This is a genomic window from Paenibacillus hexagrammi (genome assembly GCF_021513275.1).
In the GTDB taxonomy this organism is placed as follows: domain Bacteria; phylum Bacillota; class Bacilli; order Paenibacillales; family NBRC-103111; genus Paenibacillus_E; species Paenibacillus_E hexagrammi.
On the sequence record NZ_CP090978.1, the window covers coordinates 4,264,480 to 4,287,083 of the forward strand.

General features: G+C 48.1%; 18 protein-coding genes and 1 riboswitch. Of the genes, 5 read left to right on the forward strand and 13 right to left on the reverse strand.

From position 1 onward, the window contains the following. Position 1 precedes the first annotated feature (1 nt). A riboswitch (purine riboswitch) is annotated at positions 2 to 100 on the forward strand. 71 nt (positions 101 to 171) lie between these two features. Continuing rightward, positions 172 to 1,602 carry an NAD(P)/FAD-dependent oxidoreductase gene (locus L0M14_RS19265; RefSeq protein WP_235118229.1) on the forward strand — a complete coding sequence of 477 codons (1,431 nt, stop codon included), beginning with the start codon at positions 172 to 174 and terminating at the stop codon, positions 1,600 to 1,602. A gap of 172 nt (positions 1,603 to 1,774) precedes the next feature. Beyond that, positions 1,775 to 2,119: a hypothetical protein gene (locus tag L0M14_RS19270; RefSeq protein ID WP_235118230.1), complete on the forward strand. Its 345-nt coding sequence runs from the start codon at positions 1,775 to 1,777 to the stop codon at positions 2,117 to 2,119. 54 nt (positions 2,120 to 2,173) lie between these two features. On the opposite strand, the gene L0M14_RS19275 is transcribed toward L0M14_RS19270, so the two are convergent. The 4 genes from L0M14_RS19275 to L0M14_RS19290 all read right to left on the reverse strand — a co-directional run bounded on the left by L0M14_RS19275 (position 2,174) and on the right by L0M14_RS19290 (position 5,033). Further along, entirely contained in the window at positions 2,174 to 2,518 is a 345-nt protein-coding gene (locus L0M14_RS19275; protein WP_235118231.1) for a hypothetical protein, read from the reverse strand. Between the two features lie 319 nt (positions 2,519 to 2,837). Next, positions 2,838 to 4,094 (reverse strand): MFS transporter, encoded by a 1,257-nt coding sequence (locus tag L0M14_RS19280; RefSeq protein WP_235118232.1) that lies wholly within the window; start codon positions 4,092 to 4,094, stop codon positions 2,838 to 2,840. Between the two features lie 32 nt (positions 4,095 to 4,126). Continuing rightward, on the reverse strand, positions 4,127 to 4,573 hold the full coding sequence (locus L0M14_RS19285; protein ID WP_235118233.1) for a MarR family winged helix-turn-helix transcriptional regulator: 447 nt from the start codon (positions 4,571 to 4,573) through the stop codon (positions 4,127 to 4,129). A gap of 205 nt (positions 4,574 to 4,778) precedes the next feature. Then, positions 4,779 to 5,033 (reverse strand): hypothetical protein, encoded by a 255-nt coding sequence (locus L0M14_RS19290; RefSeq protein ID WP_235118234.1) that lies wholly within the window; start codon positions 5,031 to 5,033, stop codon positions 4,779 to 4,781. A 299-nt stretch (positions 5,034 to 5,332) separates the two neighbouring features. Between L0M14_RS19290 and L0M14_RS19295 the strand changes: the two genes are divergently transcribed. Continuing rightward, positions 5,333 to 5,665, forward strand: a complete 333-nt coding sequence (locus L0M14_RS19295; protein WP_235122964.1) for an HIT domain-containing protein — start codon at positions 5,333 to 5,335, stop codon at positions 5,663 to 5,665. On the opposite strand, the gene L0M14_RS19300 is transcribed toward L0M14_RS19295, so the two are convergent. Then, a complete protein-coding gene (locus tag L0M14_RS19300) occupies positions 5,662 to 5,907 on the reverse strand; it encodes a hypothetical protein (RefSeq protein ID WP_235118235.1) in 246 nt (81 codons plus the stop codon). The two genes, L0M14_RS19295 and L0M14_RS19300, sit on opposite strands and share 4 nt — an antisense overlap. 273 nt (positions 5,908 to 6,180) lie before the next feature. On the opposite strand from L0M14_RS19300, the gene L0M14_RS19305 reads away from it, so the two are divergent. Beyond that, a complete protein-coding gene (locus L0M14_RS19305; RefSeq protein WP_235118236.1) occupies positions 6,181 to 6,549 on the forward strand; it encodes a glyoxalase superfamily protein in 369 nt (122 codons plus the stop codon). Between the two features lie 66 nt (positions 6,550 to 6,615). On the opposite strand, the gene L0M14_RS19310 is transcribed toward L0M14_RS19305, so the two are convergent. The 8 genes from L0M14_RS19310 to L0M14_RS19340 all read right to left on the reverse strand — a co-directional run bounded on the left by L0M14_RS19310 (position 6,616) and on the right by L0M14_RS19340 (position 21,738). Further along, complete coding sequence (locus L0M14_RS19310) at positions 6,616 to 8,250, reverse strand: glycoside hydrolase family 9 protein (RefSeq protein ID WP_235118237.1); 1,635 nt, start codon at positions 8,248 to 8,250, stop codon at positions 6,616 to 6,618. A 72-nt stretch (positions 8,251 to 8,322) separates the two neighbouring features. Then, entirely contained in the window at positions 8,323 to 9,435 is a 1,113-nt protein-coding gene (locus L0M14_RS19315) for an MATE family efflux transporter (RefSeq protein ID WP_260115373.1), read from the reverse strand. Further along, positions 9,324 to 9,695 carry an MATE family efflux transporter gene (locus tag L0M14_RS31175; protein ID WP_311198740.1) on the reverse strand — a complete coding sequence of 124 codons (372 nt, stop codon included), beginning with the start codon at positions 9,693 to 9,695 and terminating at the stop codon, positions 9,324 to 9,326. The genes L0M14_RS19315 and L0M14_RS31175 overlap by 112 nt, the downstream gene beginning before the upstream one ends. Before the next feature lie 219 nt (positions 9,696 to 9,914). Continuing rightward, the gene (locus L0M14_RS19320) at positions 9,915 to 11,684 is read right to left on the reverse strand and encodes an ABC transporter ATP-binding protein (RefSeq protein WP_235118238.1); all 1,770 of its coding nucleotides are present in this window, start codon (positions 11,682 to 11,684) and stop codon (positions 9,915 to 9,917) included. Positions 11,685 to 11,873: 189 nt separating this feature from the next. Continuing rightward, on the reverse strand, positions 11,874 to 18,524 hold the full coding sequence (locus L0M14_RS19325) for a glycoside hydrolase family 3 N-terminal domain-containing protein (RefSeq protein ID WP_235118239.1): 6,651 nt from the start codon (positions 18,522 to 18,524) through the stop codon (positions 11,874 to 11,876). A 40-nt stretch (positions 18,525 to 18,564) separates the two neighbouring features. Then, complete coding sequence (locus L0M14_RS19330) at positions 18,565 to 19,395, reverse strand: carbohydrate ABC transporter permease (protein ID WP_235118240.1); 831 nt, start codon at positions 19,393 to 19,395, stop codon at positions 18,565 to 18,567. Position 19,396: 1 nt separating this feature from the next. Beyond that, positions 19,397 to 20,281 carry a carbohydrate ABC transporter permease gene (locus L0M14_RS19335; RefSeq protein WP_235118241.1) on the reverse strand — a complete coding sequence of 295 codons (885 nt, stop codon included), beginning with the start codon at positions 20,279 to 20,281 and terminating at the stop codon, positions 19,397 to 19,399. Between the two features lie 71 nt (positions 20,282 to 20,352). Beyond that, positions 20,353 to 21,738, reverse strand: a complete 1,386-nt coding sequence (locus L0M14_RS19340; protein ID WP_235118242.1) for an ABC transporter substrate-binding protein — start codon at positions 21,736 to 21,738, stop codon at positions 20,353 to 20,355. Between the two features lie 307 nt (positions 21,739 to 22,045). On the opposite strand from L0M14_RS19340, the gene L0M14_RS19345 reads away from it, so the two are divergent. Further along, positions 22,046 to 22,603: a hypothetical protein gene (locus tag L0M14_RS19345; RefSeq protein WP_235118243.1), complete on the forward strand. Its 558-nt coding sequence runs from the start codon at positions 22,046 to 22,048 to the stop codon at positions 22,601 to 22,603. The last annotated feature ends 1 nt before the right edge of the window (position 22,604 follow it).

A 22,604-nucleotide genomic window follows, 5' to 3' on the forward strand; every position in this document is an offset into this window, starting at 1 on the left:
AGTCAACCTTACATACAACGTTCGTATATCCTCGAGAATTGGCTTGAGGGTCTCTAGAGGGAGCCATAACTTCCTAGCTACGATCGGATGCTGCTTTTGCACATCCGGGTGGCTGGGATTTTTTGTGTTCACTGAAGGCAATTTACGAACGTACAACCAAAGGAGACGGTAATGAGCATGTATGATTTGATCGTAGTCGGTGCAGGTCCGGCTGGTATTTTTGCCTGCTATGAAATGACGCTTCGCAAGCCCGACGCCAAGGTTCTTCTAGTAGACAAAGGACACGATATTTACCATCGCAGCTGCCCGATTCTGGAAAATAAAATAAAGCTTTGCCCTCCTCCCGCCGGTAAGAAGGATTTCTCCGGATGTCTGCCTGCCTGCTCGATTACTGCAGGTTTCGGCGGCGCCGGCGCTTACAGTGACGGCAAATTCAACATTACGACCGAGTTCGGCGGATGGATGACGGATTATTTGGCTCCTTCCAAGGTGCTCGAGCTGATCCGTTATGTGGATGAAATCAACCTGCAGCACGGTGCAACTCCCCAGATTACAGATCCGACTACGGAAGCTGTCAAGCAAATTGAGCAGCGTTCTTACGCTGCCGGGCTAAAGCTGCTTCGCGCGCAGGTTCGTCACTTAGGCACCGAGCAGAATCTGATGATTCTGCAATCCATTTACGAGCATTTGAAAACCCGCATTGATATGCAGTTCAAAACAGAAGTTGAAGACATCATCACCGTCAAGGACGACGGCAAGCATATCATTCAAGGGATTTTGCTCAAAAACGGAACGGAAATCCGCGGCCAGCATGTGATGCTCGCTCCTGGGCGCGACGGCTCCGCGTGGCTGACTCAGGTGCTCAAAAAACGCCGTCTAAGCATGTACAACAATCAAGTAGACGTCGGCGTCCGCGTGGAGACATCCGATGTCGTGATGCGCGAAATCAACGAGCATTTATATGAAGGCAAGTTCATCTACAATACTTCCGTAGGTACGCGTGTTCGCACGTTCTGCAGCAACCCGTCCGGTCACGTTGTGGTCGAGAATCACAGCGGCGTCATGGCTGCCAACGGACATTCCTACAAAGACCCTGCGCTCGGGTCTAGCAATACCAACTTCGCTCTGCTGGTATCGCATAAATTCACAGAGCCGTTCGACAAGCCGAACGAATATGCACGGGAGATTTGTAAAAGAGCGAACGATCTCTCAAACGGGGGCGTTATCGTACAGAAATTCGGCGATATCCTCCGTGGACGCAGATCAACTGAAGACCGTATTCGCGAAGGCTTCTTGGAGCCAACCTTGAAAGAAGCGGTACCTGGAGACCTTGGATTGGTGCTTCCATACAACACGATGAAGAGCCTGATCGAGATGATTCATGCCCTGGAAAAAGTAACACCGGGTATCGCCGCGGAGCACACGCTCTTCTACGGCGTAGAGGCTAAGTTCTACTCGGCTCGTCCGAAATTAACGGAAGGGTTTGAAACGGAGATCAAGGGCTTGTATTGCGGCGGAGACGGCGCTGGAATTACCCGCGGGTTGGCGCAAGCTGGCGCTGCAGGCGTATGGGTGGCCCAGAATGTTTTAAAAAGATACTAATGCTGGCTGTTTGCAGCGAATAGACTCAACTTTCGACAGGAGCTCTCCCATTTCGGGGGAGCTTCTCGTTTTGGATACAGGTCTAAGGACCTTTTACATTCGAGTAAAATATGTTAAAATGAAAGCGGCAACAAATGAAAGCGTTCACATTATAGATGAGGGGGAAGCACACATGAATGTAGCGCTCAATGTAAGAAACACGTACGAGGATTTTGTTTTGGAAAAGGACATTATGTTTTTCAGGGTCGGAGAGCATGGTCTTGTCAGCTTTCATGGTAAAAACTACAACATAAAAAAACGCATGTCTAGTGAAGAGGTGAGCGGTCTTACGGAGAATCCGAAATTCTTCAAAGTAAACACCGATTGCTACGCAAACATTGCCAAGATCAGCGGCATTCAGGACGGAAAAGTCTACTTCGAAATGAAGAGCGGAGAAACCAAATACACAGCCATCACAAAGCTGCGCCAGTTCAGATTGAAGGAATTGCTGCAAATGACAAAGGAACAAGCGCAATAACAAATACAAAAACCGAGCCTTCGATCGAGTGGGCTCGGTTTTCTTGTATCTATATTAAGAAATTTTTGCTAGAGAGACTTGTTTATGCTCACGGATCAGAAATCGGACATACTCAACCGTAGTTTCCTTGGCTTTCTTCGCCTCTTCAAGTGTAATAAAACTGTACTCAGCATGGTCGGTTGCCCCATAGCGCTGCAAATCTTCCATATTCATGCCAAGTACGGAGAAGTTACTCATCAGTTCATACTGTGTGTTCGCGTCTACATGCTTGACAAAAATATCTTTTGTAAAAAACGAGCCCTGCTTGTCCACTTTGAAAATGACACGAAAAGGACGATCTTTATCGGAAACAAAGCATTTGATCACGACATCAATTTCCAAGGTTTTGTAATCATTCATTGAAACAGGCTGCTGCTTCGGTTTTGATGAGACAAACATTTTTTTAAAAAGCCAAACATGGTAGTTTCCTCTCCATTTCTGACACGAATCTAAAGAACATTGTAGTAGATGCCCTATCATTTGACAACCCAAAAAATGGATTTCAAAAGAACTTTCTATCCCTTTTTTCAGAAAATGGGAATTAAGTTCTACTTATTCCTACCTTTTATAGTCTTAAATTCCTATATAGGAACGTTATTATTTCCCCGGCAATATCAGCTGCTCAGACGAATATAAGCCGAATTATGGAGTGAAACTTATAAATGATATTGCAAAAAAATCAAGCATGCGCTTGATTTAATTTGCCGGATCTATATTTATATTTCAAAATAATAACAAGACTGAGTACCGCACTCAGAATGCCACAGGTTAAGAATGCACCGTTAGCTCCGAAACGATCCGCTATATACCCAGCCAGCAAGTTACCGATCGGCGTAGAGCCGGCGAAAACCAGCGCATAGACACTCATCACGCGCGCCCTGTACTCCTCCTTGGCATTCATTTGCAAGTTAGAGTTGCTATTGGTTGAGAACATGATATTGAAGAATCCGGTCATCGCGAGCGCAAACCCACATAACAGTACGGAGGAACTGAGGCCGTTCAGCACAAGACATCCAGAAACCACGAGGCTGGCGATGATGCTTAAGGTTAGCCGCGGGCCTTTTTTACTGCGCAGCGACATCGTTAGAGCCCCGATAAAGGAGCCTATTCCCAGACAGGACATCAAAGTGCCATACGTGGTCTCTCCCATGTGCAGCACGTTTTTCGTAAAGACCGGAATAAGGACATTAAAGTTAAAAGCAAGCGTACCGACGACCGTTACCAGCAGCAGTGTCTCAGATAGAAGCGGGTCACGGGATATATACCGAAGCCCGTCCTTGATTTCATTCCACATATTCTCGTTAGATTTCTTCTGCCGGACATAAGGTGCTGCTTGGATGCGGGTAATCCCATAAATTACTGCGATAAAGCTGATCCCGTTCAGCAGAAAACACCAACCCGCTCCCAACCAAGCCATCATAACGGCTCCAATCGACGGACCAATAATTCTAGCCATGTTAAAGGTCGTCGAATTCAGAGCGATCGCGTTCATCAGGTCCTCTTTGCCGACGATTTCGATATTAAACGCCTGTCGGGTCGGCATATCGAACGTATTGTTCAGCCCAAGCAGCAGGGCTAGTATAAGAATGTAGCTGTATCTGACCGTGTCCGTGAATACAAGGATTGCCAGAGTAAAAGCCAGCAACATCGAAATCGATTGCGTAACAATCAGTATATTTTTCTTGGGAAATTTATCGACGATGACTCCTGCAAATAAAGAGAACAATAGAATTGGTGTGAACTGAAAGGCGCCCACAAGCCCCAGCAAGAAAGGTGACCCGGTCAAAGTGAGCACTAGCCAGGACTGACCAATATTTTGCATCCAAGTGCCGATAAGCGATACGCACTGTCCTAGCCACATATAGCGGTAATTGCGGTGTGTGAGCGCATGAAAATGCCGATCAACAAAAGCAGCTCCCGCATGTCGAAGATTCATTAGAAACACCTGCCCTGTCATGTTCAATCTTGTTAGTTTTCACTGTTTGCTGCGAATTTCGCGGCGTTGCTTCCCATTTTCTCCAATATTCTATGGGCCATCTGTTTCTCTTCTTCGGTAAACTCTTGTGTCAGCCGCTCCGTCCAGCCGGTCAGAACCGCTCTTACATCTCCCTTAATACCCAAGGCTTTATCTGTCAAATAAACATGATTGCACCTTTTATCTTTCTCGCTTGCCTTCCGGGTTATGTACCCCTGCTCTTCAAGCTTCTTGAGTGCCTTTGCTGTCGTACCTTTATCGATCTTTAAATAATCAGAGATCTCCTCCTGGGTTAAACCATCCTCCTTATATAAAGCATTTAAAAAAATATGCTGACCTTTGCCAATGTCATAATCCTTCAGCCGGTCCCCTATATACATCTGACCATATCGATATAGAAGCGAAACCCATCTGGTTATAGAATTTTTGGATTCAATCACACGTTTAGCCTCCTTTCAGGCGGAGTTCGATTTAGATAGTTGCACTTGCCACTAAATATAATACTCCTGAATAGTTGCTGTTGCAACTATAATTTACAGTGAGATTTTCCCAATGAATAAAGTCGGTAAAAAGACCCTGAGCATGTTCTCGAGGGTCTTCTTAATAGTCATTGTTCTTTTTATTATGGGCCAAAAAATAATGTTCCTACAAACATGAAAATAAAAAAGAGAAAAAAGCAGCTAGATTCATTACAATCAGCATTTTATCCAGAATAGAACCCGATCTTTTTCGTGCAGCAATTACAGAAATAATACCGATTGGTGGTAAAATGAATGTTGAAATGAGCCCCATTCCATCAAATTGCTGTCCATTGTGAATATATAAACCATCAATAATAAACAAAAAAACTGCAAAGATACATGTTGAAAAAGCGATCAAGCGAAGATTTGTAATGTTCACCTTTTCACATTCCTTTCGATGAAATGAAATCTCCTACTATACCATACTGATCTATCAAATCCACAAAAATGTTTCTTCATAATAAACTTGAGCATTTCATTAATCAGTAATTTACATATATCACATAAATTATATGATTTACTTCAATTAGAAAAGTACTAAGTTTTATTAGTACCAGCCAAGATGCATTGCCTATCTTCACATGTCCCTTTTTCGGAGGAAAGTAATATTTGATGTAATTGCATGAATGATGCAATACTGGTGTAGAAGTATGTCCTTTAAATGAATTGGAGGCGATCCTGTTGACGGAAGATTTTTATTGCGAAGAGGTTTTAAGCGGCCGTACTACGGTAAACAAGGTATTGGAGACGGAGAACGTGCTCGCTTATCACCACACTCGTCCGTTTTATCCGGTTCATATTGTTGCCATCCCTAAAAGACATATTCCCTCCCTGCTTACACTCGAATCAGGGGACAATGAACTCTTGCTCGAACTCATGGAAGTCATTAAAAGGATCGCGGCGCAGGTAACGGCCCAGCACGGTGCTTGCAGGGTCCTCACCAACTTAGGCCAATACCAGGACTCCAAGCATCTGCACTTTCATGTATGTTATGGTGAACCGCTTCGTTAGAATTGTTTGGTAGTGATCGCTTTTTCATATTTCAAGAGTTTAATCCCTTTACCGAATTGAATGAGATTAGGAATAACATGAAACGTTAGTCGGTCCACATGCTCCATCCGTATAGGGCGAATGTAAACTGTAACAATAAAACCATCATGTCCATCATGAGCCCCATAGCTAATTTCGGTGATCTCGTACATATTTTCATAGCCCGCTTGTGAAATAGTATATTTCTCTTGGATAGCTCTCATAATGTCCACTGAAAGGGACGAACTCATATAATCTTTATACATTAACATCTCTTTCTCTGATGTCTGAAGAGGCGTTATCATCGTCGCATGGGCTGTTGAATTTAAATGAATGAATACACAAAGCAATTGGGACAGTATGAACTTGTGCAAATGAATACCTTCTTTCAAGATGATGATTTGATGGTAGTATTTGCAATTTGCCAAGTTCTACTCGAGAGTTGCGACGACGGACACTATATATTCTGTTTATATACAAATTTGAGGTGACCAACCATGGTTGAATTAGGCGGTATAACGCCCATCCTAAGAATGTTTGATGTAGATAAAGCTTTGCACTTCTATAGAGATTACCTGGGCTTTCAAATCGATTGGGAGCATCGCTTTGAGCCGGACCTCCCCTTGTATATGTCCATATCCAGGGATCACTGCTGCTTGCATCTGTCTGAACACTACGGGGATGGCAGTCCCGGGGCACATCTTCGGATTAAGGTGATGCACCTTGAATCATGGCATAAGGAATTGCTGGCAAGCAGGCATCCTTTCTCTCGGCCGGGTTTGACACGTACGCCATGGTGCACGCAAGAAATGACGCTCATCGATCCCTTCTTTAACAAGCTTACTTTTTATGAAGATATATCATGAACAAAAAAGCGGTAATCCGGGGCTATGTTGTTCAGCCCTAGATTACCGCTCTTCATTCGTTTTCCATCAGCTTGCAAAATGCGAAAAAACAAACACCGCAGGAGAGTTCCAATAGATCGTGACTTCATTCGTTGCGTAGCTGTCCATATGGTCCACAAAGCACTTGGCAGGTGGCTGGCCTGTAAGGGTAACTTTGGCATAGTCATCCTGCAAATGACGGTTGGGACCACCGGCAACTTGCCCAGGAACCGGGTCAGCAACGCCATCACCGACTGAAGGACGATGGTGCGGATTCCTTATAGGGTTTGTTCCATACCCGGTTACATAGCTCATGCTTAATGCATTTCGTCCAAGCAGATAATGAACGTGATCCAGTGCACATTTTTCAAGCGCCGAGTCTTTGTAGAAGTGATGCGCAATCAGCATCAGCATCGCATTGTTCATCACCAGCATGTTGCTGCCCCATATGTACTGCTCGGGAGCAAGAGAGATTCCGTAGCCGTCCTGCTCACTAATTATAGCCAAACGTCGCGCATCTTCTACAAGCCCGCATTGGAGCTTGTCATAGAGCTTGAGATCTACGCGGTCCTTCTCCGTGAGAAGATATGCGATGGTCCCATAACCGCCCATATCCGCCCATCCGAGCTCATACAACTCAAATGTATTTCCTGCAGCCCAAGCTTTCAGTGCTTGATGGTACCGCTGATCGCCTGTTGTCCGGTACAGCTCCGCGGAAGCCCAGTAGCGTTCGTCGTGATCCAGCTTGTCACCGTATTCACCTGTAGCAATCTCAGGCGGGTTCTTAAATCCAGGCACATCTGGATTACGCTCAAGCCATGCATAGGCACGCTCCGCTGCCCTCAAGCATACTTCCGCATAGGCAGCATCATAAGGCTGATAGACTCTAGCAGCCATGGCCATGACTCCTGCGAAGCAGCCGGTAGCCGCCGCGGAAATTGGGGACAGGTATAAGTCGGCCAGATCATGCTCCGGCATGCAATCGAGTGAAGGGAATTGCAGTGTCGTTACTTTATGGAAGACTCCGCCTGTCTCCTCATCCTGCATGTTGAGCAGAAAATCCAGTTCGTATCTGCACTCATGCAGCACATCCGGAATACGTCCGTCTGTTTCAGGAAGCGGCACCGCATCCACAAAGGCATTCGGGTAAAGCTCGAAAGCCAGCAGCAGGTCCGCCACTGCTTTCGCCCCTGGTCCTGCATATTTGCCGTAATCTCCGGCATCGTGCCAGCCACCGCAAACATCAATTCGGCGGTCCTCCTGACCATACACGATGGCCGGAGCCAAGTGGCACGCATGGTGGGTCCATGGAGCGGCAAATTCCTCCTGAAGTTCTATCCCACAGCGGAAATAATAGAAAGCTTTAAGCAGCCCCTTATGCACTTCCTTATAGGGCTTCTCTTCAATGACGAAAGCTTCGGAAGCCCCTGCCTCCACATGAACAATGCGGTATGTACCTGGCTTCATCAATGCTGAAAAGTCAGCGTAATAGACCGTTTGCCCGCTGATTCCCGCATCATTTCGTGCTTTCAAGGTCTCGCCTCTACACACTTTCATCCCCTTGCTGTCTTCTACATAGAAGCTTCCGCCCATTCCTGCGAATAACGCAATTTTGTCATCATGAGGCCTGTAACCGATTTGATTCAAGCTAATGCTAGGTATCGATCCATGCGGATGTGTCACGAAACGTCGCCTCTCTCTCAATCTTACGAATTGTTCTACTGTAGTATGTGCCGCGCTTAGCAGCCAGAAGCCTTACCCCTGCAGCACAGCCTGATCGTTCAAGCTTGGAACGGCCGTTTCCGTTTCCTTCGGAAGCTTCTTCCGTGATATCCACCGGCGTTGGACAAGTATGCCGCGGATCGCTTCATCCATAATCATCGCAATGTATACCCCGTAGATCAGCCAGCCGAAGGTCAAGCCGAATAGATAAGTCCCGCCTACAGCTACAATCCACATACTAATCATACTGATGTACATGACGTATTGGGTATCACCAACTGCATTGAGTGAATTGTTGAGCGGCATGTTCCACATTTTAAGCGGTTGAAGCACCAGGTCCAGAGCCAGGATTCCAAGCACGATTGATACGATCTCGTGATTTTCCGTAAACATCCCGAGAATCCATCTGCCCCCGAGGAACAGCAGCAATGTGTTCACAACCACCACAATTTCGCCCCAGAACAATGCTTTGTACGCGCTTCTGTACGCCTGGTTCATCTTCCCAGCGCCATATAAGTGCGCTACTTGAATTTGCACAGCCATCGCAAACGACCATCCCGCCATAAACGAGAACGATTCCATCGTGTTCAGATACGTTCTTGCAGCTAGCTGCTCCGCGCCCATCGTCGCCACGATCGAGAAAATAACGACCTGCGATACGGTCCAGGACGCCGAGCTGAGCGCCATCGGAAATCCCACCTTCGCCACTTCCTTTAGTAGCGGACGGTCAAACACTCTGTAATCACTGAACTTAATCGTTCCTGCAAAAGACTTGCGAAAAATAACATACAGCACCGCGAGAGCCGCGAGCCTGCTTCCGACAGTCGACAGTGACACACCAAAGAGTCCCCACTGCGGCATGCCAAAAGCACCAAAAATAAACACATAATTGCCAAAAATGTGGATGATATTCATTCCGATTGCGACAAGCATCGGCCCTTTTGTGTTGCCAGTGCTGCGAATGACTGTACCAAGCGTGAGTACTGCGGACATGACAATAGTTCCGCTTCCTACAATCCCGATATACTGCCGAGTCATCCCATGCAAGGCTTCCGGAACCTGCAGCATCGTGACAAACGATCCCGCACCGAAATACAACAGCAAACTGACCACAACACCAAGCCCCAGCGTGAGTGAGAAAGCCATGGCAGCAACTGTCTTGGCATCCTTGACTTTACCCGCTCAAGCTTCTGGGAAATCACGATTCCCGCACCGCTGCTAATAAGCACAAACAGCATAATCACTGCCTGAAAAAACTGATTGCTGATCCCTACGACAGCCACCGCATCATCCGAAATACGGCTTACCATCAAAGTATCAGCGGTGCCGATCATGAATTGTAAGAACAATTCAATCATGATAGGCCAAACAAGACCAAATAACGTCATTTTCTTTCCGGTTTCCATCTACGTCTCTATCCTCTTCTGCAGCTTTCTATGTAGGTTGTATGTCTCAAAAATAAACACGCGTTCGCATTAGAGTAAACGAATGATGAAGCAGGCGAGGCTTGCCCTCATCCGGTTTATCTTCATCTCATCCAACTCTATGTGAACGCGTGTTCACTCTCTGATTCTATCTTATCAACTATCTCCTTAAAGTCAATCCTTAAAATATTGGTTTTTCCGCTATGCTTGCAGTGCTTTCATCCGGTAAAATTCACCGCGGCGAGCCATCAGTTCTTCGTAGGATCCCATCTCCGATATTTGCCCTTTGCTCATCACCACAATACGATCCGCATCACGAATCGTCGACAAGCGATGCGCTACGATAAATGTTGTTCGCCCTTGAATCAATCTCTTCATCGCATTCTGTACATGATGCTCGGATTTGTTATCCAGCGCTGAGGTTGCTTCATCCAAAATAATAATGCGCGGATCACGGATGAGTGCTCTTGCGATCGCAATACGCTGACGCTGTCCGCCTGAAAGCTTGCCCCCGTGCTCGCCGATTCTCGTATCGATGCCTTCCGGCAGGCCTTCAACGACCTCGCGAAGGTTGGTCATATCGATGACTTCCCAGATTTGTTCGTCCGTGATGCCCTTCAAGCCGTACGCAATATTCTCACGAATCGTCCCCGAGAACAAAATGTTGTTCTGCAGCACTACAGCGAGGGATTTGCGATAACGGCGAATATCCAGCTCCTCCATAGGCACGCCGTCAATAAGAATGCTCCCGCTTGTCGGCTTGTAGAACCCGATCAGCAAATTGAGAATCGTAGACTTGCCCGCACCGGATTCGCCGATGAACGCGATACATTCGCCCGGACGAACATCAAGAGTCAAATTATTTAACACGTGTTTATTGGACTCCCTGTATTGGAACTGAACCTGCTTAAAGCTCACTTCTCCGCGAACTTGATCCAGCTTTTTGGTTCCCACATACTCTTCCGTATCCTTGGAAAATACGATTTCCGTTACGGAATAGATCGATTCCAGTCCTTTGGCGATATTCGGATACACGTTCAAAATACCTGTTACACCCATCATGATCATATTAAAAAAGCCCTGAAACATCACAATATACCCTACGGGTATCTGACCTTTATAAGCCAGGTAGCCGGTAAACAATAAGCAGCCTACCTGGAAAATTTGAATCGTAACCCAGTTGGATGAACCGAAGAACGCTTCAAGAATATCCAGCTTGTAGCCTTTGCCCCGCAGATTTTGCAATGTTGAATCGATTTTGCGAATCTCGACCTTCTCCAGACCGTGCGCCCTCGTAACCGGAATCATCTCCATCATTTCCGATACTTTGCCCGACATGTCTTCGATTTCCTTACGGAACTCCCTGTTGGTGGCTCCCATTTTGCGGCGGAATATGGAAACAATGAAGAACGAAGCGGGAATCGTTAAGGCGAAAAATGCGCTGACAGTCAAGCTGTAGCATAAGGTTATGATAATCGTAACGATAACGGTCACAATAGCCGGAACCACAGACACCATGATTTGCTTGGATAGAAACTCGATCGCTTCAACATCCCTCAGCACCTTGGCCTGAAGCTTGCCTGTCTGCAGCTCCCCGTGATAGCTCATGGACAATCTCTGCAGCTTACGGATCAGCGTGCTTCTCAGACTGGCCTCTACCTGGCGGATTGCTTTGCTCATGTAGCTGACGTACAAGCTGTGCGTGGGCACGTTTTGCACGAGGATAACAGCAAGAACAATCATGCTGACCCATAATTCTTTCAATTCATGTTTCTGCGGCTCGCTGGCAAAATTAATGATCTTGGCCGTAATAATCGGCAGCACCCAGGTCGGCGAATGCTTGATCAAAAAGAAAAAGCCCGACAACGCGATTTTCGAATAATTGCCCTTATACATGGCGGTTAATATCGCTAGCGGCTTTTTATTCGTCAATCCCTCGTCCTCCAGCAGATTGCCTAAATCAGGCTGCATGTGAACTAGCCCCCTAACCTTTCTCAAATTATATACTCGACCTCTACTATAAGGCCGATGCACTAGAGGCGCAAGCATCTTTTCGGCTATTTAGTAATAGGAAAAAAGCCGCCATCCTCCGGGTACATGGTGTCCCAAGGAATAGCGGCTGATATTGATTGCTAAGCGTAGTGCCGGTACTTTGACTGCTTATTCTTGTGAAAACAGTCTAAAAATCATCACAGCTGCCTGTGCTCTGGAAGCATTGGCTTTAGGAGCAAAGCTGCCGTCTTCCATGCCGTTAATGATACCTGCTGTTTGAATTTCCTTCACAGCGGCTTGAGCATAAGCTGCAATTTCAGCTTGATCCGTGAATGCCGCAGACTGGCTTCCTCGAGCTAATGTCAGGTTCAGTTTCTGGCTGATCCGGTAAACCATGACAGCCATATCCTCGCGGGTGATGTTATCATTCACACCGAACGTACCGTCTTCTTTGCCATTCACGATACCGAGCTTCTGGGCGCTCGCAATCGCGCTTGTGTACCACTCGCCTTGCTGAACATCTGTAAATGCAGCTGTCGCTGTCGCATCAGCCAAGTCGAAGGTATCGATCAGCATTTTGATGAATTGCGCTCTTGTTACGTTACCTGTCGGCTCAAACTTGCCGCCGCCGATCCCGTTCACTGTGCCTCTGGCAGCAAGAGCTTCAATCGCATCTTCCGCCCATGCTGCATCCGCTGTGTCATTAAAACTTGCTTGAACATAAGCCGCTGCATACGTGCTAAAATGCTTCGCTGTAAATTCAACTTTGCCGGATTCTGGATTGTATTTACCGTTCTTCACAATCTCAAGCTGACCTGCTCCGTCAATGTAGTAAATCACCACGTTATTTGGCTTCTCGCCTGCTTTCAATTCATAAGGAATGCCGACTTGGACGCTCTCGCCGTTAAAGCTGCTGATCGTCTTGCCATCCACATTCAAGCTGAAATTGTAAATCGCGTTTCCGTTCAGCTGACCTTGTACAGAGGATGGAAGCGTAGAAGGATCTACCGACTCCACTGTAAGTTGCACATTCGTCGCCGATGCGCCTCCGTTCTCGCTGATGACGTTCGGGCTGATTGTTACGGTTGCCAATCCGGCATCGATTTGAATGGATTTCAAACTGTTGTCAGCTAAAATCTCTTGAGCAGGAAGATCAACTTTTACCTGCTTCGTGCCCGCATCCGGATTCAATACAATTGCAATCTTGTGATCTGTCGCAGTAGTCAGTGCGGACTTGATATCATCCGCCTTGACGGATATCGCTGCATGACCGTTTGCATCTGTCGTCGTTGGAATACTTACTTTGCCTCCATCCGTCGTGGTGCTAGGCGCGGAAGAACCGCCTGAGGAACCAGAGCCGGAACCGGAAGATCCGTTAGATTTCTTCGTCACCGTGACCGCAGCCGTAGCTTCTTTACCGCCGTCAGCTGTCACTACCGTTAAGGTTGCTGTACCTCTGCCAACTGCCGTTACTGTACCATTAGCGTCAACCGTTGCAACGGCCGGATCGCTAGATGTCCAAGTCACTTCGTCATTTGTAACGAATTCCGGTTGGAAATTCGCTTTCAATTGGCCGATTGCTCCCACAGTCAGGGATAGCTGCGCAGGATCAATGGATACTCCTGTCACCGCCACATAAGCGCCGCTAGTAGAAACGAACTTGACGAAGCTGTCCAGCATACCGTCTTTCGTCGTAATGGCGCGAATGATTTTTACATCCGCCACGCTGATCGGTGCGCTGTATACAGGGCTGTCGATCGTAGGCAGCGTACCGTCGGTCGTATAATGAATCGCTGCTCCTTCTATATCCGTTGTCAGCGTTACCGATTGAGCCGTGATGATCGCTTTTGGTGAAGCGGCCTTCACTTGTACAACCTCCGGAGTTCCCGGTTCGATGATCAAATAATCGAAGTTAAAACCGTCGCCGTTATCCTCGATGCGAAGTGTTTGGACACCTGCGTTGAGCTGTACGACAACCGAGGCTTCCTGATAATTGCCCCAGCCTCCTGTGGATGGCATCGATGTCTGGCCTTTCAGCGCCCCATTGGATAATACGGCTGCGGACACGCCGCCCTGCGGAGTCGCATATTGAAGGCGAACTTTGTAATACCCATCCTGCGGAATGTTAACCAAATAATCAAAAGTAGAACCGCCCACCGTGTAACCAAGGTTGTTCCTGCTGCTGTCATACTGAATAACCTGTTGACCTGCCGCAGCGAAGTTTTCAGCTTCCATTTTCATGGAATTATTGTTATCTGCAATGCTTGGTGTTAGCGGTACAAACGTCATATTGTTCAAGTCGAACTCGCCGCTATTGCCCTGAATACGAATCATTTGCTCTCCCGCGTTCAATTGAACAGCCATACGCGCTCCAACCCAAGAGGTCGAGCCATACAGATTCGGAATGGCATACGTGCCAAGCGTAGCCTGATTCGCATCCTGCAGGAGGAACCCGCCGCCGTTCGGAGATGCCACACTTAAAGTAACAGCATACTTACCTGCAGACGGCACATTAATCTTGAAGTCTGCCCAATCCCCGGTGCTAAAGCCGGTCAGCTTGGCATTTGCTGTATCCGGACTATTGATCGCAACTCCGGACAGCTGGTAGTAATCGTTGGCTGTGACCGGTCCAGGCGTAATATTCGTTGCCGCCAGCTTATGCCCGGTTCCCGCCAGCATCACACTTCCGTTCAATGTCGGCCCGTTACCTTCGTCGGAATACGTAGCAGCCGTCACAGTGAGCGGTGTATTCACGTAATAAGGCTTACTGCTATCCCATTTCAATTGAACGTTCGCCTCAGAATCGCTCACATAGGTGATATCTCCCAAGGTAATGCCCATTCCAGCCGCTTCAGAGCCTAATGAAATACCACCCAGTTTGGTGCCGTAAGTAAGACCTGTTACTGTAAGAGCAAGCTCCTTGTTATCCACATTGTATGGCAGGGAATTCGGTGATACTGTCATTACTACAGGCTCCTGCTCCTCTAGCACGATGCGGTTCCACTTGTAGGTGACGACCGATTTGGCAGGAATTTGCGCAGCGATTTGCGTGCCGTCGCTTACAAGTTTGAACGTTTGTGTCGTGTCTGTTTGGTTGACGACGATAGAAACAATCGTTTGCTTATCCGGGCTCATGAAGGAAACGTTCGTGATGTGATCCTTCGACCCGTAAGTGCTGTCAATGCGGATGTAATCCGGTTTGACAAACTTCGAATAGTTACCAAGCATGTAATATTCAGGTGTTAACCAGTATTGATCAGGGTTGCTGGAATCCTGAACCAGCATACTCGGATCCGGTGTACCAACCCACTGGTGAGTGGCAATATCGCTGTCGAGCATCGCAACCCAGGAGTTATAGCTCTTTGCCCAATTGCGGAAATACTGCGCCATGCGGTCAGCACCCGCTGTTCCCCAAATCGCACGCTCTGTTAAGTAGATGTTCTCTCCTGGATACAAGTCATGAAGCTGCGACATCATGGAAGGGTCACCGCTATAATCGTGGAAAGCCGTTCCATCAATTGCATCACGATTCATGGCGTCAGCCAGCATCGGAGCCGGGTAGTTCATTGTGTCGCTGAAATTGTGGTCGAAAATCCACAGCTTCACATCAAGACCTGCCGCTTGCAGCTTCTGGTGGAGCAGCTTCGCAAGCTCTGCTTCCTGCTGCCAAGGCATTTTCGTACTCGGATATTCGATTTCGAGCATAGGCTCGTTTTGCAGCGTCATCGCCGAGATATTGATGCCTTGTGCTTTGTAAGCTTGAATATATTTCACATAGTAGTCCGCCAGAACAGGCAGATACTCGTCTTTGACCGAACCCTTGATCATGCTGTCCGTCGTCTTCATCCAGCCTGGAGGACTCCAAGGCGAGGCAAAGAACTTCATGTCCGGATTAATGGCAATTATTTTCTTCAGAACCGGAATGATGCCGTAATCGATGTCCTTCTGGATGGAGAAGTGCTCCAGATTCAGGTCAGTTTGGCCTGCCGGCATGTCATCGTACGTGTAGAATTGGCGTGAAGTAAAGTCTGCCGTACCGATGGTCAGACGTGTCATACTCATGCCGATACCTGCTGCTGGGCTGACCAGCTTGGTCAGAAGCTCATTCTGCTTCGCATCCGACATCTTTGTAATATTGAATACCGTGGACTCTTCCATCGAGGTACCCATACCCGTAATGGATTGATATTCTTTATTTGGATTGATGTTGATGGTAGTCGCATACACATCGTTGCCGACTGTTGTCAAATCGAGATTCGACTGAGGTGTCAACTGCTTGGTTTCATCTCCAGGCTGCCATTGAGGTGCATAATACCAGTTCATGCTTTGGTTGCTGCGCTCACTGGAGAGCCAGCTTTGAACAGCGCCTTGGCCGCCGGTCACTGGAGCTTGCGTTGCAATAGGAGCGCCGCCGCTATTCTCGTTTTGAACAGGAGCAGGGCTAAATCCAGTGGAACCAAACCAATTGAAGTTAAGCCCGCCCTTGATGAACTGCACCTTGATTTTCTGTACGCCCGCTTCCAGATGAACACCTTGGGCTGTTGCTGTCTGCCATGTCTGCCAGCCGCCTGTATAGCCGATACCGCTTAGCGTACCGATGGTGCCGCCGCTTGCATCCAGGATCTTGAACCCGGAATCCGTCGTGCCTGAGTCTCCGCCTGCGTAGCGAAAATCGACGTTATAGGTGCCAGCTGCCGGTACATTGATGTTGTATTCCAGCCATGCTCCTGCGCTGGTATACCCGATATCCTGACCGCCGCCTGTATCTGAAGAGCTCTCCGATTGCAGTCCATCAGACTTCGCCGTGTAATTCTCCGCTTCCACCTTCACATAAGGATCTTTAGGACCCGGTTTCTCAGGCATATTCGGCAGTGCAGGTGTTTCTTCCGCTTTCTTCAGCCCGTATCCGTAGTTGAACAATATATATTGAGGAACTAGATTCGATTGATTGGCTACAGGATTCGTGTAAGCCTCTGTGTAGAACGGCCAGCGAACCGGCAATTTACCTGTAAAATCTTGACTGCCGAACAATACGTCAGCCACGCCTTGGCCTTCCGTGCCCGGCAGCCATGCTTCCACCAGTCCCGCCCAGTCGTTCAGACGGTCTGCAATCATCAGCGGACGTCCGGAGACGAGTACCACAATCGTAGGTACGCCGGATGCTTTAACATTGTCCAGCGTCGCCAAGTCCTCAGCATCCAGCTTCAGCTTGTTCAGCGCATCGCCGTTGCTTTCGGCATAAGGCGTTTCACCGATGAAGACGATGGCAACATCGTTGCCGGCAGCACCACGGCCGTGCTTGTTGTAGGTGACCGTCTTACTGCCCCCAACGACTTGCTGAATACCTTGAAGGAGCGTTGTACCTGTGGTTGTAGCACCTTTGGCGCCCTGCCACGTAATGGACCAACCGCCGGCCTGCAAGCCGATATCGTTGGCGCTTTTACCAGCAACGAAGATCTTGCTCATACCGGACAATTGCGATAAAATCGGCGATCCGTTCACTTTGTCATTTTTCAATAAGACAAGCGACTCGCTGACAGCTTTTCTGGCTAGCTCGCGATGATCGGCAGACCCGAACGTTCCAGCCAAGCTGTTATCCGTCATCGGATGCTCGAATGCACCGGATTCGAATTTCACGCGAAGAATGCGCGTAACTGCGTCATCGATACGGTCTTGAGTAATGCCGCCCTCACTGACAAGCTCTTTTAAATCAGTAATGGTTGTTTTCCAATCCGTAGGCATCATCATCATATCGACGCCCGCGTTAACCGCTACGCGAATTTGGTTCTTAAGCCCGCTGACCGAATTCCCATCCCAGTCCTTTGTAATTTGCTGCACGGCGTTATAGTCCGAGATCACAAATCCAGTAAAGCCAAGCTGGCCTTCACCCGTTCCTTTGAGAACGTCCGTCAGCAAGCGTTTGTTGGCGTGCATTTTGAGCCCTTGAATACTGCTATAGGAAGCCATCACCGTTCTGGCACCTGCTTCCACTGCCGCTTTGTACATCGGCAAATCAAGCGCAGTAACCTCTTCTTCCGTCATTCCCGATACGTTGCCTTGGTTCACGCCGCCTTCGGTCAAGCCTTCACCGAAGAAATGCTTGGCTGTAGCGACAACGCGATCCGTATGCGCCAATTGATCACGGCTCTCGCCCTGGAGACCTTTAATGAACGCAGCGCCCATGTCCCCGACTAGCTGCTGATTATCGCCAAAGCCTTCGTAGGTACGGCCCCATAAAATATTCTGAGGGTCGGCAATCGTCGGCGAGAACGCCCAATTCGTACCGGCTGCTTTAATTTCCTGCGCGGCTGCAGTGCCGATTTCCTGCACCAAAAGCGTATCGCGCGAAGCGCCTAGCCCGATATTATGCGGGAAGAGCGTCGCACCGAGAAGGTTGCTATTGCCGTGGATCGCGTCGACCCCATACAAAATCGGAATGCCGAGTCTTGTTGAGAGCGCGCCGGTTTGGTAGGAATCGACCAGATCTGCCCACTTATCGCGCGTGCTGTCCGTTTGTTTGCCATTAGGGAACGAACCGCCCCCGCTGAGCACCGAGCCCAAGTAATAATTTTGTACATCTTCAGGCGTAACGGATGCGCGTTCAGCCTGAACCATTTGACCGACCTTCTCGTCGATCGTCATTTTGGACAATAAATCCTCCACGCGCTGCTCCACTGGCTTCGAGCTATCCCAATATGCGGTGAGCTCTGAAGCGGATTGTGCACCGGATTCAGCAGCCAAAGCCGTTAGTCCTGACAGCGATGAGCTGAGCATGATGCCAGCTGACAGAACGGATAATTTGCGTTTCCACATTCTCATGTGTAACCTCCTCTTGTATGTTGGAATCCCCGGGACCGGGTTAACCCTTCACCGCACCTGCGGTGACGCCCCTGGTGATTTGATCCGTGAACAACAAATACATCAAGATCGACGGAATTGCGATGATCGCCAATACGGCAAACTGCGCGCCATAGTTCGAAGAATACTGCCCCATGAAATACACGACGGCAAACGGAAGCGTCCGTAAGGTATCCTTGTCGATATAAGTAACAGCCATAATGAATTCGTTCCAGCAGTTCAGAAAGGCAAGAACAGCAACAGTCGCAATAGCCGGCTTCAATAGCGGCAGGATGATTTGTACAATCATCCCGGGAATGCCGAGCCCGTCCATGACGGCGGCTTCTTCGAGCGCACGTGGAATCGTTTCCAGAAAACCCGTGATGATGAACAGGCTAACCGGAATCGCGAATGCAGCATAAGGCAAAATGAGTGACAGATACGAATTCAGAATGCCTGTTTCTTTGAAAAGAATAAAATTAGGCAGCAAAGTGGAGTAGATCGGAACGATCATGCCCGCCATGATGAAAGAAAAACAAACGCCCCGCAGCTTCCAACGCATCCTTGTAAAGGCGTATCCCATCGGAATGGAGCAGGCAATGATCAATCCAATGGATAGGAAGACTACGAGCAAGCTGTTCATAAACAGCAGCGTAATATGTGCTCCCTTAAACGCATCCGCGTAGTTCCTCCACATAGGAGGATTCGGCCATTTCAGAATGCTGGAGCCAAAGAAATCCCCGCTTCTCAACAGTGAAAAGTTAAGCAGCCATACCAGCGGAAACAGCTCTGCCAAGACAAGGAACGTCATCAACACAACAAACAGCAGACGGGGAAGCGATCGAGTTCTCATTTCAATATTCACCTACATCTTTCTGAAGCGCACGATTCAGCAGTACCGTCATGATCAGACAGATCAACACGAGCAGGATGGATAAGGCATTTCCATACCCGTACAAGCCCTCCCGAAATGCTTTGGAATATAAGTAGGTCGATAAAAATTGTGTGCTGTCGGCTGGGCCGCCTCCGGTCATCAGATACACCGTCTCCATCTGCTTGAAAGCGGCTACGACGGCAAGAATGATATTCACTCGGACAACCGGCGCGAGCAGCGGGAATATGATGTGTCCATGGACCTGAGCCTGTGTAGCTCCGTCGAGCATAGCGGCTTCATACAACTCCTTCGGCACGCCTTTGATTCCTGCGTAATAAAGCAGAAAAGCGTACCCGAAGCCCTGCCATATGCAAACGAAGATCATACAGCAGATGGCAAGCTTAGGGTCTCCAAGCCAGTCCTGCTTCCACGCTTCAAGCCCCAACCTCTCAAGCAGCCGGTTTAACAAACCGAATTGGGTATTAAATACACTGACCCAGAGCTGCGTCGTCACAAAAGTGGAGATAATGGACGGGATAAAAAAACTTGCCCGCAGCAGCTTCTCAAATCGCCCGCAATATGGAACCACCATCGCGGTTAGAACAGAAAGCGGATGCTGAACAAACACAAGTCCCAAGCCAAGCAGCAGCGCATTCAGCAAAGACTTCCAAAACACCGCGTCTTTGGTAACGATTTCAATGAAATTACTCAATCCGATGAAACGGTAATCCGTTACGCCGTCCCAATCTGTTAGACTGTAGTAGAGGCTTACCATAATCGGAATGAAGATCATAGCCGCAATCAGGATGAATCCGGGTGCAACGAGCCAAAAAATCGTTTTTTTATCACTTATGACCGTATTCATGCTTATCATCCTATCGAAAAAACATGGGGGAGGGAGATTTACACCGTGCACAACTTCCCCCGAATCTCACTTTACTTCGTAGCTTTCGCAGACTTATCGGCCGCCTCGTCAATCACTTTCACAAAGTCTTCCGGCGTCATCTTTAAGCCTTCCAGCTTCTGAATAGAATCGTAGTACGTCTTCTGCGTATCGGAAGAGAATTTGTCCTGAGCTACGGTACCGCTGTACGTCTTAGAGCCGCCAAAGATTCGGGTCAAATCATTCTGGATTTCCGTCTCCTTTCCCGTCAAATATTGATCATACGTCTGAGCCGGAAAGGTGATGCCGTTCTGCCATACGCTCTTGGACCATCCATCCGGACGAAACATCCACCTAAGGAATGCAATGGCTTCTTTCTTGTGTTTGGAATTATTCGATACCGCATATCCGCCGCCAAACCATGCAGTCAGATCTTCCGGCGAGCCTTTGCCGCCTTCAATCGACGGAATCGGGAATGCGCCGATATGATTGCGAACTTCCTCCGGAAAATTCGTATCCGCTGCCATGCCCATTTCCCATTCCCCCATCATGAACATAGCCGCTTTGCCTTGACCGAACATATTGCGGGCGGCCCCGTAATCCTGGTTCAAGAAGCCTTCGCCGAAAGCCCCAGCTTTCACCCAGCGCTGCATAGCCCTAGCAGCTTCCATCGTAGCTGGATCCGTAAAGGTGCCGCTTCGGTCCATGGCCTTCCTTGACGTGTCCCAGGTTCCTGAGGCCCGCTGAAGCAGCGTGTCAAACCAGATGCCTGAGGTCCACGCTTCTCTGCCATCCATAGCAATCGGCACGATCTTCTTTGACCTCAGCGTCTCGATCACGTGCATCAGATCTGCTTCCGTTCTCGGTATCTGCAATCCGTTGTCTGCAAATATTTTCTTGTTGTAGTACAGAACCCAGAAATCTGAGTTGCGGGGGATGCCATACAGTTTCCCATCAAAGGAAAATCCGTCCATGGAGGACGGGATAAAGCCCATATCCCCCAGTTCATCCCTGTTGATCTCAGCCAAAGCGTTGTTATTGATCAGCGGCTTCAAGAAATTCGTATTGCCCCATGCACTAATGATATCCGGAAGAAGATTGGAAGCATTGTACACTTTAATCTTGTCTTGATACTGAGGGTCCGGGGAGAGCGTTTCCACTTTAATGGTAATATTCGGATTCAGCTTCATGTAATCATCAATCAGCTCTTGCTCAAGCCTCCCCTGACCCACCGAGCGATCCGAATTGTTCGTAAAAAAGGAAAGCGTGATGTTCTCACCCTTAGCCGCTTGTGTGTATGCTGCTGACGGCTCGGATGCCTGCACATCAGGGGAGTCCGGGCCTGCTACCTGAGAGGCCCCGCTTCCACAGCCCGCAAGAGCAATGACAGTTGCCAGAAGCGTACAACCCAGCCCAGCCCCCCGTTTTACTCGTAACATGCTCGCAAACACCCGCCTTCTTGCTTTTTACAGATTTTTTTGACTCCTTGTACTTCATTCTAGAAGAGCAGCCTTCAAATTGTTAGGTATAGTTTTTTAGATCATGTTGTACATTTTTCAGGTTATTTTTACAATATTCATGCTTGTATCCGTCCTCCTCCCCTCCTAGTAGCTGACAATTGTTTATTTTTCAGAATCTCTTGTATATTTTTCAGGTACGCTCCAGTCTGATGATTTTTTTGTTGCTTGCGGTAACTATCTTTTTTATGATGGATTTATCAACGTAGAGAGAAGGTTGCCACCCCCGATGAAATTGCTGCAGTCACCAAAGTGGTATCTTGATTTATCTCTTCAGAGAAAGCTGCTGCTCTGGTTCGCACCGCTGCTTCTGATCACGATCGCCATTACAGGTGTCTATTCTTATTCTGTCGCCTCTAATGAAATCGTTTCCAAGATGAAGCTTGAGCAGGTCAACACAGCACGGCAAGCGATCGATCATTTGGATTACATCGCCCAGGATGCGCTTGATATTTCCGACTACTTATATTTGACACCGGAAATTCAAGTGATGCTGAGATCGGACGCCAATGGAGAAAATTACATCACCAATGATTCCATTCTCATGATAAACCGATTGATGGTGACACGTCCTTACTTCCAATTTTTGACGATTTATTCACCTCACTTTGATCCGATCCAGTTCAACAATAAGGGCCTTTCCTCGGCTATCCCCTTTGATGAATTCAAAGATAAGTTTGATTACGAGGGGTTTTTACAAAGAAAAAAATCGATGAATGGAGCGTCGAGGTTCCAAACCATAAGAAGAGCATTTTTTACGGAGATACGAAAAATAAACTGCTGTTAAC

What these genes read in the sequence shown, in the direction of transcription:
- L0M14_RS19265 (WP_235118229.1), top strand. Translation starts at nt 172, where the DNA reads ATGAGCATGTATGATTTGATCGTAGTCGGTGCAGGTCCGGCTGGTATT.
- L0M14_RS19270 (WP_235118230.1), top strand. Translation starts at nt 1,775, where the DNA reads ATGAATGTAGCGCTCAATGTAAGAAACACGTACGAGGATTTTGTTTTG.
- L0M14_RS19275 (WP_235118231.1), bottom strand. Translation starts at nt 2,518, where the DNA reads ATGAATGATTACAAAACCTTGGAAATTGATGTCGTGATCAAATGCTTT.
- L0M14_RS19280 (WP_235118232.1), bottom strand. Translation starts at nt 4,094, where the DNA reads ATGAATCTTCGACATGCGGGAGCTGCTTTTGTTGATCGGCATTTTCAT.
- L0M14_RS19300 (WP_235118235.1), bottom strand. Translation starts at nt 5,907, where the DNA reads ATGAGAGCTATCCAAGAGAAATATACTATTTCACAAGCGGGCTATGAA.
- L0M14_RS19305 (WP_235118236.1), top strand. Translation starts at nt 6,181, where the DNA reads ATGGTTGAATTAGGCGGTATAACGCCCATCCTAAGAATGTTTGATGTA.
- L0M14_RS19315 (WP_260115373.1), bottom strand. Translation starts at nt 9,435, where the DNA reads ATGGCTTTCTCACTCACGCTGGGGCTTGGTGTTGTGGTCAGTTTGCTG.
- L0M14_RS31175 (WP_311198740.1), bottom strand. Translation starts at nt 9,695, where the DNA reads ATGGAAACCGGAAAGAAAATGACGTTATTTGGTCTTGTTTGGCCTATC.
- L0M14_RS19320 (WP_235118238.1), bottom strand. Translation starts at nt 11,684, where the DNA reads ATGCAGCCTGATTTAGGCAATCTGCTGGAGGACGAGGGATTGACGAAT.
- L0M14_RS19325 (WP_235118239.1), bottom strand. Translation starts at nt 18,524, where the DNA reads ATGAGAATGTGGAAACGCAAATTATCCGTTCTGTCAGCTGGCATCATG.
- L0M14_RS19330 (WP_235118240.1), bottom strand. Translation starts at nt 19,395, where the DNA reads ATGAGAACTCGATCGCTTCCCCGTCTGCTGTTTGTTGTGTTGATGACG.
- L0M14_RS19335 (WP_235118241.1), bottom strand. Translation starts at nt 20,281, where the DNA reads ATGAATACGGTCATAAGTGATAAAAAAACGATTTTTTGGCTCGTTGCA.
- L0M14_RS19340 (WP_235118242.1), bottom strand. Translation starts at nt 21,738, where the DNA reads ATGTTACGAGTAAAACGGGGGGCTGGGCTGGGTTGTACGCTTCTGGCA.
- L0M14_RS19345 (WP_235118243.1), top strand. Translation starts at nt 22,046, where the DNA reads ATGAAATTGCTGCAGTCACCAAAGTGGTATCTTGATTTATCTCTTCAG.